This window comes from Methylobacterium sp. WL64, assembly GCF_008039945.1.
GTDB lineage: Bacteria > Pseudomonadota > Alphaproteobacteria > Rhizobiales > Beijerinckiaceae > Methylobacterium.
The window spans coordinates 1-13,100 of the sequence record NZ_VRVA01000132.1 but is presented as its reverse complement, the minus strand read 5'-3'; the positions used below and the strand labels follow the sequence as shown (position 1 = coordinate 13,100).

The following is a 13,100-nucleotide window of genomic DNA, read 5'->3' as shown; positions in this document are numbered from 1 at the left end:
GCCCAGACCCGCTGCCAGCAGTCCCGCCGCGACAGGTCGGCGTCGCGCCAGCCCAGGCGCCCGTGGCCGGCGACCGCGAAGACCCGTTCGCCGGCGAACGCCTCCGGGATCCACACCCAGGTCGAGAACACGTAGGCCCGGTCGGTGCCGAGGCCGGACGGTTCGACCGCCCGCGTGTAGGCGCTGAGCGCCGTCGCGGCGTGCCGCCCGGCATGCCGGCGCAGGCCGCCCGGCAGGGTCAGGGCCGCCCCGAAGGCGCCCGCCTCGAACGTGGTCGGCGGCGCGCCGTGCTCGAGCGCGTAGGCGCTGTCGATCAGGTGGAGCCAGGGCTCGAGATCGATCTCCCAGGCCTGCGCGGTGGGGGCGAAGCGGCGCACCTGCCCGGCGATCACCCGGTCGGCGACCCGCCGGGCCGGCTCCGGGCGCCAGTCCGACCCGACCCGATCCGGCCCGGCCTCGACGACGCGCAGCAGCGTCGAGGGGCCGTGCGCCCAGACCGCCTCGGCCAGGCGCTCGAAGTCGGAATCCGGGGCGTCGCGGTCGACCTTGCGGACCAGGATCTTCGATCCGTCGGCGAGCTCGTCCAGCATCTTGCGCTTCAGGTGGGCGAGCCGGCCGTATTCGCGCTCCACCAGCACGTCCGGGTCGATCGAGCCGGCGGGATGGCCGGTGTTCGACCAGATGTTGTAGGCCACGCTGTGGCAGTAATAGGTGCCGCCGTCGCTGATGGCGATGCGCAGGTCCCCCGGCGCGCCGAAATCCGCAAATCCGCAGCGCAGGCCGCGGATCAGGTCCTCCATCGGCGTGTAGGCGAAGCGCAGCAGGCCCGACGGCTCGACCCCGCCGTAGCGCTGCACGAAGCCGAACTCGCAATTGCCGCCCAGGCTGCGAAACCCGTGGAGCCGCTCCGAAAGCCTCGCGGCCACCGCGTTCCTGATCCCGGTCACTGTCGTCCGCTCTGATCCCGCCCCGCCCTGCCGGGACAGATCGCGGCCTCCGCCCGGGTTTGTCCAGCCCCGCCCGCGCATGGGGGCGGGGCGCGACCGGCACGGCCGGCCCGGGAGGAGGGGGACCCGCCCGCCGGGGCCGCGAGGTCCCCTCCCCGGCCTCAGGGCGCGATCGCGGCCTCCAGGGTCTGCAGGCTCGAATCGGTGCCGATCGCGTGGCCGCTCTCGGCCAGCCAGCGCTCGGCGGTGGCGCGGCCGAGGTCGCGCAGGGCGCCGATCGTCGACCAGCGGGTGTCGAGCTTGCTGATCTCGCCCCCGGCCAGCTCGCAGGGCGCCTGGAGCAGGTGGATGTTGATGTCGGCCACCGCCCGCATCCGGGCATCCTGGGTGTCCGTCTCCCGGGCGTAGCGCTGCAATTCGGTCAGCGCCTTCAGGTCGCGCATCAGGCAGGCGTTGAAGCTGATGTCGCTGACCCGCCCGGCGACCTCGGAGGGCAGCAGGCCGATCGCGTCGGTCACGAACGGCGTCAGCTGCAGGACGATCAGGTCGGTGGCGCCGTGGCCGTTGAACACCAGCGGCTCCAGGGCCGGGTTGGCGGCGTAGCCCCCGTCCCAGTAGCGCCGGCCGTCGATCTCCACCGGGGCGAACAGTTCCGGCAGGCACGAGGACGCCATCAGGGCCTTCAGGGTGACCTCGGGGCCGGTGAACAGACGCGCCGCCCCGGTCAGGATGTCGGTGGCCGAGACGTAGAGCGGCACCCGCTCCTGCCGGGCCACCGTCTCGAGGTCGATGCTGGCCCGCACCACCGCCTGGAACAGGTGCATGTCGCGTAACGTCGGCAGGAACGGCGAGACGTAGGCCGAGGCCTCGCGGAACAGCGCCAGGGACCGGGCGACGAACGGGTCCAGGAAGGGGGCCACGTACGGCTCGAACGTGGTGCCGAACCCTTCGAAGCCGCGCAGGGGCGAGCGCTCGGCGGTCGCCCGCCACAGCCGCTCCAGGGCCTCCCGGCCGCCCTCGTCGCCGCCGGTGGCCAAGCCCGCCGCCAGGGCGGCGCCGTTCAGCGCGCCCGCGCTGGCGCCGCTGACCGCGACGATCTCGATATGCTCCTCCAGCAGCCGGTCGATCACGCCCCAGCCGTAGGCCCCGTAGGAGCCGCCACCCTGGAGCCCGAGGGCCACGCGCGGTTTCATCTGTGCCATCGTCCCTGCCGATCCTGCGCCTGCCGCGCCTGAGCGGGAACGCGTCGGCGCCCGGATTGCTGCACCGCCGCGGACCGGTCCGACGCCGCAGGCTCGGGCCCGCCTCAGGCGGCCTCCGCGTCCAGCCCCCTCCCCGGCCCCGGAGCCCGGAACCGGGCGAAGCGCAGGGCGAGCTCGGGCAGGATTGCCAGGGTGAGCAGCGTTGCGGTGACGAGGCCGCCCAGGATCACCAGCGCCATCGGGCCCTCGATCTCCCGGCCGGGCTCGCCCGCCCCCAGCGCCAGCGGCAGCAGGCCGAGGCCGGTGACCAGGGAGGTCATCAGGATCGGCACCATCCGGTCGGCGGCGCCCTCCACGGCGGTGGCCCGGTCCCAGGGGCGGCCCGCCTGCACCAGCTGCTCGTAATGGGCGATCATCATCACGCTGTTGCGCAGGCTGATGCCCGACAGGGTGACGAAGCCGACGATCGAGCCCAGGGACAGCACGCCCCCGGTGAGCACGATCGCGGCCACCCCACCGAGACCCGCGAAGGGCAGGGTCACCAGCACCAGCAGCAGGTTGGCCCCCGACCCGGTCACCACGGCGAGCAGCAGCACGATCCCGAATCCGGCGAGCGCGGCATGGGCGAGGAGGTCGGTGCGGGCCTGCGCCTGCGCCTCCGCGGCCCCCGCGAAGGCGACGTAGACGCCCTCCGGCAGGCGCACCGACCGGGCGATCTTGGCGCGCGCCGCCGCCACGAAGCCGGCCACGTCCCGGCCCTCGACGCCCGCCGTCACGGTCTGGACCCGCTGGGCGCCCTGGTGCTGGACCTGGTAGCGGCCGGTGCTCTCGTAGATGTCGGCGACCTGGGACAGCCGGACGTAGCGCCCGCCCGGATTGCGCAGGGGCAGGTCGCCCAGCGCGCTGAGCCGGCCGCGGGACCGGGCGTCGAGGATCACCAGCACGTTGAACACCGCGTTGCCGACATAGGTCTGGCCGACCGTGTCGCCCTGGTAGGCGGTGCGCACCGCCTCCAGCACCTCGATCGCGTCGAGGCCCCAGTGGCGCAAGTCCGCGGGACGCAAGGAGGCGGTCACCTGCGGCAGCCCGGCCGGGGCGGCGAGCTGCACGTCCCGGGCCCCCCGCACCTCGGCGAGTTCGCGCGCCACCGCCCGGGCGGCGGCCTCGATCCGGGGCAGGTCGTCGCCGACGAGGTTGACCACCACGGGCGCGGTGTGGCCCGAGACCGTCTCCTCGATCCGCTCGGTCAGGAAGGTCTTGAGCGAGAAGGCCGCGCCCGGGAAGCCGGCCGTGAGGGCGCGGATCCCGGCTTCCGTGGCCCGCTGGGCCGCGCCGTCGAGGCCGGGCTCGAGGTCGATATGGATCTCGCTGTAATGGGTGCCGGCCGTGTCCTGCCCGGCCTCGGCCCGGCCGATCTGCGCCGCCACGGTCCGGACCCCCGGGATGCCCTTGAGGCCCGCGGTGATCAGGCCGCCCAGCCGCTGGGATTCCTGCAGGGCGGTGCCGGGGGCCGCCGCCATGTGCAGGATCAGGTGGCCCTCCTTCAGGTCGGGCAGGAAGCTGGCGCCGAGGCGGGGCACCAGGGCCAAACCGGCCAGCACCGCGAGCGCGCTCAGGGCGATCGCGGTGCGCGGCACCCGCCCGATCCCGGCGAGCAGCCCCCGGTAGGCCCCCCGGCAGAGGCGCACCACCGGCGGGTCGGCGGCCGCGGTCGCCCCGGGCCCGGCGAGCAGAAGCAGGGCGAGGGCGGGGGTCACCGTCAGCGCCACCAGCAGCGAGGCCAGCACGGCGGCGATGTAGGCGAGCGCCAGGGGGCCGAACAGGCGGCCGGCGACGCCGGTGAGCGCCAGCACCGGCAGGAACATCAGCAGCACCGCCAGGGTCGCGTACGCGACCGCGCCGCGCACCTCCAGGATGGCGTCGAACACCACCCGGGCCGCGCCGGCTTCCCAGCCCTCTGCCCGGCCCTTCGCCCGGCTCTCGCGCAGGCGCCGGGCGACGTTCTCGACGCCGATCACCGCGTCGTCCACCACCTCGCCGATGGCGAGCGCCAGCCCGCCGAGCGTCATGGTGTTGAGGCTCTCGCCCCAGGCCTGGAGGGCGAGCGCCGCGGCGATCAGCGAGAGCGGGATCGCGGCCGCGCTGATCAGGGCCGTGCGCCAGTCCGCCAGGAAGACCAGCAGGACGACGACCACCAGGGCGCCGCCCAGCAGCAGGGCCTGGAGGACGTTGCCGTTGGCGACGTCGACGAAGTTCGCCGGCCGGAACAGGTCCGCATGCAGGCCGATTCCGGCCCGGGCCAGAGCCGGCCGCAGCTCCGCCAGGGCCGCCTCGAGGCGGCCGGTGACCGTCCTGGTGTCGACGCCGACCTGGGCGCCGACCATCAGCAGCACGCCGGGCTTGCCGTCGACCAGGGCGGCGCCGATCGCCGGCTCGGGGGCCGCCAGGACGGTGGCGACGTCGGCCAGGACCACGCTCGCCCCGCCCTCGTTGACCAGCACGGTGCGCCCCAGCGCCTCCGGGGTGAGCGACTGCCCCTCGGTGCGCAGGACCACCCGCTGGCTGGGCGTGTCCACGAAGCCGGCGCCCCGCACCCCCGTGGCCTTTCGGGCGGCCGCCAGCACGTCGTTGAGCCCGACCCGATAGCGGATCAGGTCGTCGGGGCGGACCTGCACCTGGAGCGAACGCACGGCGCCGCCATAGACCGAGACCTGCGCGATGCCCGGCACCGCCTGGAGGCGCAGCCGCACCGTCCAGTCGGCGAGCGTGCGCAGGTCCATGGCGCTGCGGCTGTCCGAGGTCAGCCCGATCAGCAGCACCGTCGAGGTGGAGGAGGTCAGCGCCGTCATGGCGGGCGCCATGACGCCCTGGGGCAGCCGGCCGGCCAGGGCCGCCAGCCGTTCGTTGACCCGCTGGCGCACCCGGTCGACGTCGCTGCCGGCCCGGAACGCGGCGCTGATCACCGACAGGCCCTGGATCGAGGAGGAGCGCAGGGTCTCCAGCCCGGGCAGGCCGCCCACCGCCCCCTCGATCGCCTGGGTGACCAGGACCTCGACCTGCTCCGGATCGAGGCCGGGCGCCTCGGTCTGGATCGTCACGGTGGGCGGCGCGAATTCCGGGAACACGTCGTAGCGGGCGCTGCGCAGGGCGTAGAGCCCGAACGCCAGGAGCGCGCAGGCCAGGGCCAGCACCACGCGCGGGCGCCGCACCGAGAACCCGACCAGCCCGGCCTGGGGGCCGCCCGTGAGACGCTCAATCATCGTCGTCGCCGGAGACCCGGATCTGGCCCTTCATCTCCTCGGAGAGCAGCGCCTGGCCGCCCCTGAGCACGATCTCGCTGCCGTCCGGCAGGTCCTCGACCACGAAGGAATCGGCCGAGAGCGGCGCGTCGGCCCGGACCGGGTGGCGGACGAATCCGCCCTGTGGCACGCCCCGGTAGACCCAGGTTCCCCCCTCCCCGTGCACCACCGCGTCCTCCGGGACCAGCACCCCGGTGGCCGAGCGGGCGGCGGGCAGGAACGCCATCGTGCTCATGCCCGGCAAGAGGCCGCCCTCCCCGGAGACGAGGTAGAAGAAGCTCTGGCCCTGGATCCGCGGATCGGTGCGGGTCGCCGGGGAGACCAGGCGCAGGGGCACCCGGACGCTCTGCGGCGGCACCTCCGCGAAGGCCGAGTCCGGGGCCGGGTTCAGGGCCTCGCCCGGCGGCAGGGTCACCTGCATCAGGAAGTCGGCGCGCTCGATCAGGCGGGTGACCAGCGGCGCCCGCTCGACGATGCCCCGGCCGAGCACCGGCCCCCATTCCTGCTGGGCGGTGGCCGCCAGGGTGCGCAGCTGCGATTCGGCGGCCGTGACGGCGGCCCGGTCGGTCAGCACGGTGGCCTCGACGGTCTCGATCTGGGCGGCCGCCATGGTGGCGGGGCCGAGGCTGCGGGCCCGCCGCGCGGCGCTGGCCGAGACCTCGGCCCGGGCCCGGGCGGTCTGGAGCGCGGCCATCGCGCCGGCATACGCGTTGGTCAGCTCCGTCACCCGGGCGAGGTCGAGGACGCTGCCATAGGCGGTGAGCTCTTGGCGGTGGGGTTTGGCCGGCAGGATGGCGGTCTCCAGCCCGATCCGGGCGCGCTCCTCCGGGGTGAGCCGCACGATCGTGCGCCCGTCCTCCACGGCGACCCGCGCAGCCTCAGCCTTCGGCTCCGGCGCGGCGGCGGGCGCGTCCGGCAGGATGCTCCTGGAGAGTTCGGCCAGCGGAGCGAGCGCGCGCAGGCCCCGGGCGCGCAGGTCCGGCCCGGCGAGGGCGAGGGCGGCAAGGATACCGGCCAGGGCACCGGCAAGGACGAGGATTCCCGCCAGGGCCAGCCCTGCCGGCAGCACGCGCCGCCGTCGCATCCCGCCCCCTCCCGCAAACGCCGCTCTGGGGGTGCCCCGGCGGTGATTGCCACTTTTGCCCGGTTTCTTCGTCCGAATCTACCTGAACTTCAGGGCTGCCGCCGGGGCGGGCGGTTCAGGCCGTCAGGGGCACTTCGAGCCGGAAGCAGGCGCCCTGCCCCGTCTGCGGCACCGTGAGCGTGCCGCCGAGCTGCCGGGTCAGGCTGCCGACCACCCGCATGCCGAGGCTCTTCGAGCTACGCCCGATCTCGAAATCCGCCGGCAGGCCGACCCCGTCGTCGGCGACCTCGACCACGAGGGCGTCGAGCGCGCGCTCGGTGCGGACCCGGATCGCGCCGCCCTTCGGATGGGTCTGGGGCGGGTAGGCGTATTTCAGCGCGTTGGTGACGAGCTCGTTGACCAGGAGCCCGATCGGGATCGCCCGGTCGGCCGAGATCCGCTGCTGCGCCGCCGTGCAGGTGAGGGTCTGGCCCGGGGCGCCGCTGTCGAGGTTGGCCACCAGCTTCTCCAGGAAAGGCGCGAGGTCGAGCTCGCCGGGCACGCCCTCCCCGTCCCCGTCCCCGATCTTGTCGCCGGTCCTGTCTCCTTGCCGCCAGAGCTGGTCGTGGACGCCCGCGATGGCCTCGACGCGGCTGCGCGCGTCCGACAGGGCCGCGTGCACGGCGGGCTCGGCCTCGGCGGCGCGGGCCTGGAGGGCGAGCAGGCTCGCCACGATGGCGAGGCTGTTCTTGACCCGGTGGCTCATCTCGCGGGCGAGCAGGTCCTGCCGGGCGAGCGCGGCGCGCAGCAGGCTCTCGGTGCGCTGGCGCTCGATCGCGCCGCCGAGCAGGTTGGCGAAGCCCTGCATGAAGGCGATGTCGGATTCCTCGAACATGCCCTCGCGGGTGTCGTCTACCTCCAGCACCCCGAAGGCCCCGTCCCGGTTCTCGATCAGCACGTTGATCGCCCGGCGGATGCCGTGGTCGGCCATCAGCTGGGGCGTGCGGAACCGGGTCTCCTCGGCGAGGTGGTTCGAGATCACCGGCCGGCCGGTCTTGAGGGCGAAGCCCGCCGGGGAGGCGAGGTCGGCCCCGACCCGGGCCTGCCCGATCACGTCCGGCCCCCAGCCGACGCCGGCGCGCACCAGGAGCGCGTCCTCGCCGCGGCGGTATTCCAGCGCCTTGCAGAACTCCGCGCCCATCCCCTGGGCGCACAGGTCCGCGGCCCGCTGCAGCAGGTGGTCGACATCGGTGCCGCGCAGGGCCTCGACCCCGAACTCGGACAGGATCACCTGCTGGCGCAGGCGGTAGCCGAGATCGGGGGGCGTGAGGCCGGGCGCGGCAGGATCCGCCTGCGCGTCGGGGCTGAGTTCCACTTCGGTCTGGTCGCCTGTCGTCGTCATGAGGGCGGCAGAGTAGCAGGAAGCGTGTCCCGGGGCTAAGCCGGCTTGTCGGTCCGGCCACGCTCCGCCGGTGGCGCCATCGTCGCACCCGATCGTCGCACCCGATCGTCGCACCCGATCGTCGCACCCTTGCTCGCCCCCGGACCCCGCCGGCGCCGGGCGGCGTTCCATCAGTCCCACCCGTCTCGAAGGATGGCACGATGGCCGACGATGTGAACGGACTCTCCGACAAGGCGCTCTCGATCTTCGCCTTCGCGGCCTATCACCGCCTGGTCAGCGGCGAGCGGGTCACCTCGGTCATCCGCAAGGACGGCGCCGGCCACGAGGCCGACCCGGCGGGCGTGAGGGAGCTGGAGGAGCGCGGCCTCGTCACCGTCGGCGAGACCGACATCGACCTCGGCGACACCGCCCAGGCGACCGTGGAAGCGATGGTCGCGGCTTTGCGCGGGGCAGTCGGGCGCTGAGGCCGCGCCTCGGCCTCGGATCGCTCGGCTGCGGCATCCCGGCCGTGGAAGCCCGGGAACGCCCCCGCCCCCGGCGGCCTTCTCCCGCACCAGACGATGGAGCGCGCGGATGAGCAAGGCGGACGTGAAGGCCGGGGACGACGTGACCTACAAATGGGGCAAGGGCACCGTCGAAGGCGAGGTGACCAAGGTCCACACCAAGGACGTCGAGAAGACGATCAAGGGCAACACGGTCAAGCGCGAGGCCTCGAAGGACGAGCCCGCCGTGGAGATCGAGACCACCAAGGGCAAGACGGTTCTGAAGTCCGTCTCCGAGGTTAAGGTCAAGTAAGCCGATCCGCGCAGCACCCCGCGGTGTGAGATGGCGCACATGATCCCCGCTCCGGGCCTCGCCGGTGGCGGGGTCCCGGCTATCTGTAACGGTTCCAGCCTTTGCCAGCCGGGACCCAGCATGAATATTCCCCTCCGGCTTACCCTGAACGGGCAAGCCCGCGAGATCGCCCTCGACGATCCGCGCGTCACTCTCCTCGACCTCCTGCGCGAGCGGCTCGGCCTGACCGGCGCCAAGAAGGGCTGCGACCGCGGCCAGTGCGGCGCCTGCACGGTGCTGGTGGACGGGCGGCGGATCAATGCCTGCCTCACCCTCGCCGCGAGCCTCGACGGCGCCGAGATCCTGACCATCGAGGGTCTGGCCGAGGGCGACCGGCTGCACCCGGTCCAGGCCGCCTTCATCGCGCATGACGGGTTCCAGTGCGGCTTCTGCACCCCGGGCCAGATCATGAGCGCGGTCGGGCTGATCCGCGAGGGCCAGGCCGGCATCGATCCCGAGCGCATCCGCGAGGGCATGAGCGGCAACCTCTGCCGCTGCGGCGCCTATGCCGGCATCCTCGACGCGGTGCAGGAGGCGTCGCGCCCCACCGGACAGGTCGAGCATCGGGAGGACGCGGCGTGAGGATCTTCGACTACATCCGCCCTGCGAGCCTGCCGGAGGCCGTCGCGGCCGGGCAGGTTCCCGACACCGCCTATCTCGCCGCCGGCACCAACCTGGTCGACCTGATGAAGGGCGGCGTCACCGCCCCCGCCCGGATCGTCGACATCACCCGGCTGCCGGGCCTCTCCAGCATCGAGCGTCTGAATGACGGCGGCACCCGTATCGGGGCGCTCGTGCGCAACAGCGACCTCGCCTACGACGCGATGGTCGAGAAGACCTACCCGATGGTGGCCGAGGCCCTACTGGCCGGCGCCTCGGCACAGCTGCGCAACGCCGCCACGGTGGGCGGCAACCTCATGCAGCGCACCCGCTGCCCGTTCTTCACCGACGCGGTCTCCAACTGCAACAAGCGCGAGCCCGGCTCCGGCTGCGCCGCGCTGGGGCACGCCACCCGGATCCACGCCGTCCAGGGCTGGAGCGAGCAGTGCATCGCCACCAACCCGTCTGATTTCTGCGTGCCGCTCGCTGCCCTCGATGCGGTCGTCGAGATCGCCGGGCCGGACGGCGCCCGGGAGGTGCCGCTGACCGCGTTCCACACTCTCCCCGGCGACCATCCGGAGCACGAGACGGCGCTCCGCCCGGCCGAGCTGATCACCGCCGTGCGGCTGCCGCCCGAGGCGGCGGCGTTCCAGGGTCACGCCCGCTACCTCAAGGTCCGCGACCGCACCTCCTACGCGTTCGCGGTGGTCTCGGCCGCCGCCGCCCTCACGCTCGATGGCGAAAAGATCGGCCAGGCCCGGCTCGCCTTCGGCGGGCTGGCGCTCAAGCCCTGGCGGGTGGAGGCGGCCGAGGCGGCGCTCGCCGGCCAGGCGCCCTCCCCCGAGGCCTACGCCAGGGCCGCCGCCCTGGCCCTCGACGGCGCCAAGCCCACCGGCGAGGCCAACGCCTTCAAGATCGAACTCGCCCGCCGCGTCGCGGTGCGGGCGCTGACCCTCGCGGCCGCCGGGACGCCTGCCCGGATCCCGGCGCTCCCCGCCTCCCCGTTCGGCATCGTCTGAGGACAGACCGCATGACCGCGACCGCAACACCCCAGAACTCCGCCGCCGGCACCCGCCACGGCTCCAGCATCGGCCAGCCGCTGACCCGGCGGGACGGGCCCCTCAAGGTGACCGGCCAGGCCCGGTTCTCCGCCGACAACCTGCCCCCCGGCACGCTGCACGCGGCGCTCTGCGTCGCCCGGATCGCCAAGGGCCGGGTCACCGGCCTGAACCGGGCGGCCGCCGAGGCCCATCCGGGCGTCGTCGCGGTGATGACCCCGGAGAACGCCCCACACCTCGCCCAGGACCCGGACGCCAAGGCCGGACCGTTCATCTTCCGCCTCGACCTGCTGCAGAACGACCGGGTCCGCTACGCCAACCAGCCGATCGCCGTGGTGATCGCCGAGACCCTCGAGGCCGCCACCGAGGGCGCGCGGTTGCTGGCGCCGACCTACGCGACCGAGACGCCGCGCATCGGCCTCGATTCCGGCGACGTGTTCACCCCGGATTCGGTGGGCGTCGGCGCGCCTCCGTCTGAGAGCGACGGCGACGTCGAGGCGGGCCTGGCATCCGCCTCGCGCACCATCGCGGCCACCTACGAGACCCCGGCCCAGTACCACAACGCCATGGAGCCGCACGCGGCCCTGGCCCAGTGGGACGGCGATCGGCTGACCCTGCACATGCCGACCCAGGGGCTGGCGATCTCGCAGGGACGGCTCGCCGGGCTGTTCGGGATCAAGCCCGACGACATCCACATCGAGAGTCCCTATCTCGGCGGCGGCTTCGGCTCGAAGGGCGTGCCTTCGGGGCCGCAGGTGCTGGCCTGCATGGCGGCCCGGATGGTCGGGCGGCCGGTCAAGCTCGTGCCGACCCGCTCCCAGATGTACGGCCCGATGGGCCATCGCGGCCCGACCCGGCAGACGCTCCGGCTCGGCACCGACGCGGCCGGCAAGCTCACGGCGCTCGACCACCACATCCTGACCGCCTCCTCGAGCTTCGACGACTTCTTCGAGCCGGCCGGCCGGGCGACCAGCACCCTCTACGCCAGCCCGGCCATCGCGATCCGGCACGAGGCGGTACGGCTCGATACCGGCACGCCCCTGTTCATGCGCGCCCCCGGCGAGGCCACCGGCAGCGTCGCCCTCGAGAGCGCGCTCGACGAGATGGCCCACGAACTCGGCATGGACCCGCTGGAGTTCCGGCTCGCCAACTACGCCGAGGTCGAGCCGATCACCGGCAAGCCGTTCTCGTCCAAGGCCCTGCGTGCGTGTTACCAGCGCGGCGCCGAGGCGTTCGGCTGGGCCGGACGCCCGCTCCAGCCCCGCCAGACCCGGGACAAGGACGGCTTCCTGGTCGGCATCGGCATGGGCACCGCCACCTTCCCGGCCCTGATCTTCGAGGGCATGGCCCGGGCCGAGATCCGCGCCGACGGCACCGGCACGGTGGAACTCGGGGCGATCGACATGGGCCAGGGCGCCTGGACCGCGCTCGCCCAGATCGCCGCCGACGGGCTCGGGATCGGCATGGAGGCCCTCACCTTCCGGATGGGGTCTTCCGACCTCCCGAATGCCGGCATTGCGGGCGGCTCCGGCCACACCGCCACCGCCGGCAACGCGATCCACGCCGCATCCCAGGATGTGATCGCCCAGCTGGCCAAGCTCGCCACCGACGACCCTGCCTCCCCGCTCTACGGCGCCGGCAATGCCGGGGTCACCGCGGCGGGCGGGCGCCTGACCCGGCAGGACGACCCGAGCCGGAGCGAATCCTTCGCCGACATCCTGAAGCGGGCCGGGCGGGCCAGCATCGAGGGCCAGGGCAAGGCCGGGGCCGACCCGGCCGCGCAGAAATCCTACGCGATGCACGCCCACGGCGCGGTCTTCGCCGAGGTGCGGGTCGATCCCGATCTCGGCCAGATCCGGGTCAGCCGGCTGGTCGGCGCCTTCGCGGCCGGCCGGGTGATCAACCCACGGCTGGTCCAAAGCCAGTATTACGGCGGGATGATCTGGGGCCTGTCCTTCGCCCTGCACGAGCGGGCCGAGATGGACCCGCGTACCGGCCGCTTCCTCAACGACAACCTAGCCGAGTACCACCTGCCGGTGAACGCCGACATCCCGGCCATGGAGGCGATCCTGGTCCACGAGGACGATGCGATCGTGAACGCGCTCGGCGTGAAGGGCGTCGGCGAGATCGGCATCACCGGCACCGTCGGCGCCATCGCCAACGCGGTCTGGCACGCCACCGGCGTGCGGGTGCGCGAGATGCCGATCACCCTGGACAAGCTCCTGGGCTGATCCGTCCGGGCCGGACGGTGTGTTCCGTCCGGCTCTCGCGCTTCCGCCGGCTCGAACGATGAGAACCCTGCCCGATCGGGCGGGGTTTTTTGGTGTTTGACGGGCCGCTCCCCGACTGAGGGACCGCACAGGTTGGAGGCGCCACCTCTCCCGGGGCCTGCCAATTCACGCATCGGGTTCCCGGTGATGCGCACCTCGGAAACCCCGCTCGCGGCGGTGGGCGTCGCTCTCGACGCCATCGCCGCCGTGGTGATCGGCGGCACGCTGCTCACCCGCGGAGAGGGCGGCATCCCGGGCACGTTCCTGGGCGTGATGATCGGCGGCCTGGTTCAGACCGTCATCACCTTCGACGACACACTGTCGAGCTGGTTGACCAAGATCGCCATCGGCCTGCTGCTCATCGTCTTCATCGCCCAGCGGCAGGGCTCGGTGGCCCTGGCTGGGCGCCCCGGCCGGGCCCGCCC

The 13,100-nt window shown here is 73.6% G+C and carries 10 protein-coding genes and 1 pseudogene; 6 read left to right on the top strand and 5 right to left on the bottom strand.

What is annotated here, in order from left to right:
- The 5 genes from FV242_RS29070 to FV242_RS29050 all read right to left on the bottom strand — a co-directional run.
- The coding region (locus FV242_RS29070) for a hypothetical protein (protein WP_246692939.1) at positions 1-926 on the bottom strand (926 nt) is incomplete at its 3' end.
- Between the two features lie 182 nt (positions 927-1,108).
- Entirely contained in the window at positions 1,109-2,149 is a 1,041-nt protein-coding gene (locus tag FV242_RS29065) for a patatin-like phospholipase family protein (protein WP_147909121.1), read from the bottom strand.
- Between the two features lie 104 nt (positions 2,150-2,253).
- Positions 2,254-5,409 (bottom strand): efflux RND transporter permease subunit, encoded by a 3,156-nt coding sequence (locus FV242_RS29060; RefSeq protein WP_187278608.1) that lies wholly within the window; start codon positions 5,407-5,409, stop codon positions 2,254-2,256.
- Positions 5,402-6,532, bottom strand: a complete 1,131-nt coding sequence (locus FV242_RS29055) for an efflux RND transporter periplasmic adaptor subunit (RefSeq protein ID WP_147909120.1) — start codon at positions 6,530-6,532, stop codon at positions 5,402-5,404. The genes FV242_RS29060 and FV242_RS29055 overlap by 8 nt, the downstream gene beginning before the upstream one ends.
- Before the next feature lie 115 nt (positions 6,533-6,647).
- Positions 6,648-7,913: a sensor histidine kinase gene (locus tag FV242_RS29050; RefSeq protein ID WP_187278607.1), complete on the bottom strand. Its 1,266-nt coding sequence runs from the start codon at positions 7,911-7,913 to the stop codon at positions 6,648-6,650.
- Between the two features lie 200 nt (positions 7,914-8,113).
- On the opposite strand from FV242_RS29050, the gene FV242_RS29045 reads away from it, so the two are divergent.
- The 6 genes and pseudogenes from FV242_RS29045 to FV242_RS29020 form a co-directional block, all read left to right on the top strand.
- Positions 8,114-8,377, top strand: a complete 264-nt coding sequence (locus tag FV242_RS29045; protein WP_147909119.1) for a hypothetical protein — start codon at positions 8,114-8,116, stop codon at positions 8,375-8,377.
- 109 nt (positions 8,378-8,486) lie between these two features.
- Positions 8,487-8,708: a DUF2945 domain-containing protein gene (locus FV242_RS29040; protein ID WP_147941338.1), complete on the top strand. Its 222-nt coding sequence runs from the start codon at positions 8,487-8,489 to the stop codon at positions 8,706-8,708.
- Between the two features lie 120 nt (positions 8,709-8,828).
- Positions 8,829-9,329, top strand: coding sequence for a (2Fe-2S)-binding protein (locus FV242_RS29035; protein ID WP_147941337.1), 501 nt, complete (start codon positions 8,829-8,831; stop codon positions 9,327-9,329).
- Complete coding sequence (locus FV242_RS29030) at positions 9,326-10,366, top strand: xanthine dehydrogenase family protein subunit M (protein WP_147941336.1); 1,041 nt, start codon at positions 9,326-9,328, stop codon at positions 10,364-10,366. The genes FV242_RS29035 and FV242_RS29030 overlap by 4 nt, the downstream gene beginning before the upstream one ends.
- Before the next feature lie 11 nt (positions 10,367-10,377).
- Entirely contained in the window at positions 10,378-12,636 is a 2,259-nt protein-coding gene (locus tag FV242_RS29025) for a xanthine dehydrogenase family protein molybdopterin-binding subunit (protein WP_147941335.1), read from the top strand.
- A gap of 207 nt (positions 12,637-12,843) precedes the next feature.
- Positions 12,844-13,100: pseudogene (locus FV242_RS29020) on the top strand (sugar ABC transporter permease YjfF); the annotation flags it as partial.